At 70.9% G+C, this 1,500-nt stretch carries 2 protein-coding genes and 1 pseudogene; all 3 read right to left on the reverse strand.

The annotated features are described in order from the left end of the window. A pseudogene (locus I71_RS31930) lies at positions 1-475 on the reverse strand (sigma 54-interacting transcriptional regulator); the annotation flags it as partial. 4 nt (positions 476-479) lie between these two features. After that, positions 480-1,388 carry a motility protein A gene (locus tag I71_RS31935; protein ID WP_083897492.1) on the reverse strand — a complete coding sequence of 303 codons (909 nt, stop codon included), beginning with the start codon at positions 1,386-1,388 and terminating at the stop codon, positions 480-482. Beyond that, the coding region (locus I71_RS36670) for a FliM/FliN family flagellar motor switch protein (RefSeq protein ID WP_199902309.1) at positions 1,388-1,500 on the reverse strand (113 nt) is incomplete at its 5' end. The genes I71_RS31935 and I71_RS36670, both read right to left, overlap by 1 nt.

Here is a 1,500-nt window from a genome sequence, read left to right on the forward strand (position 1 = left end):
GGCCATCAGTTCCTTGCCGCGTGCCGCTCTCGCCGGTGATCATGACCGAAGCGTCGCTGGGCGCCACCTGCTCGGCCAGCCGCAGCGTCGCCAGCATCGCCGGGTCGCTGCAGACGATGGAGTGGCTTTCCTCCGCCACCGCCTCCAGTACCGCGGCGATCAGCTCGGCATTGGGCGGCAGCGGCAGATATTCCTTGGCGCCGGCGCGGATGGCGCGTACCGCCGCCGCCGCGTCGGTGCCGATGCCGCAGGCCACCACCGGGATGGTGATCCGCTCCGCCTTCAGGCTGTCGATGAAGGTGGCGATGTCCAGCTTGACGTCGATCATCACCAGGTCGGCACCGGCGGCGGCACGCAAGGCGTTCAGCGCCCCTTCGATGCTGTCGGTGTGCGACACCTTGGCCCCCCGCTTCATGGCGATCTTGCCGGCGGCGGTGATGTAGCCTTCCAACGTTCCAACGATCAGCAGACGCATAGCCTTACGCTCCCACTCTCGGGGCTTCCCGGTCGAAATACTGGATCCGCTTTCCAGGCGGCAGGACGGCGTTCAGGAGCATCTCCAGACGCCGCGGATTCTCCTGGCGCGCGATGGATACGGCGCCGATGGTATAGAGGGTCTTGACCAGCGCGTCCTCCTCCGCCGCCCGCTCCACCTTGGCGGCGAGCGGGGAGAGGACGACATTGCCGAGCACGGCCCCGTAGAAGGTCGTCAGCAGCGCCAGCGCCATCGCCGGGCCGATGGCCGACGGGTCGCTCAGGCTGCCCAGCATCTGCACCAGACCGACCAGCGTGCCGATCAGCCCCATCGCCGGTGCCACTTCCGAGGCGCGGCGCAGCACGCCGGCGCTCTTGCCGTGGCCGCCGGCGGTCGCCTCGACCTCGCCGGTCAGCATCCGCTCGATGGCGTCGGGTGGCAGACCCTCGGTGATCAGGGTGACGCTGCGGTGCAGGAAGGGCTCGCCGCGCAGTTCCGGCAGGACGTTGCGCAGGGTCTCCGGTCCGGCCCGGCGGGCGGCCTCGGCCAGCAGGAGCACCTGCCGCGCCACGCCCTTGGGGTCGAGCGTCTGGTGGACCAGCACCGCCGCCGCATTCTTCCAGGCCACCGCCACGTCGCCCAGCGAGAAGGAGGCGGTGGTGACCGCCAGCGTTCCGCCCAGCACGATCAGCAGCGACGGCGGGTCCAGGAAGGCGCGGGCCGATCCGCCGGTGGTGATGGCGATCAGGATCACCCCGGCCGCCGCCGCCAGCCCGACCAGCGTCGCCACGTCCAGCCCGCCGCGCAGCCGCACGCTGCGTCCCGGCGCGGTCGCGCCGGTGGCGGCTGCCGCTGCTGGCTGGGCCTGGGCTGCCCTGGCGGGGCGCGCGCCGCTGTCGGACGGAACCGCCATCAGCCGCGGTCCGACTTGATGATTTCCGTCATGGTCACGCCCAGCCGGTCTTCCACCAACACCACCTCGCCGCGGGCGACCAGGCGGTTGTTGACGTAGATGTCAATGGCCT

This window comes from Azospirillum sp. B506 (assembly GCF_000333595.1).
Taxonomy (GTDB): Bacteria; Pseudomonadota; Alphaproteobacteria; order Azospirillales; family Azospirillaceae; genus Azospirillum.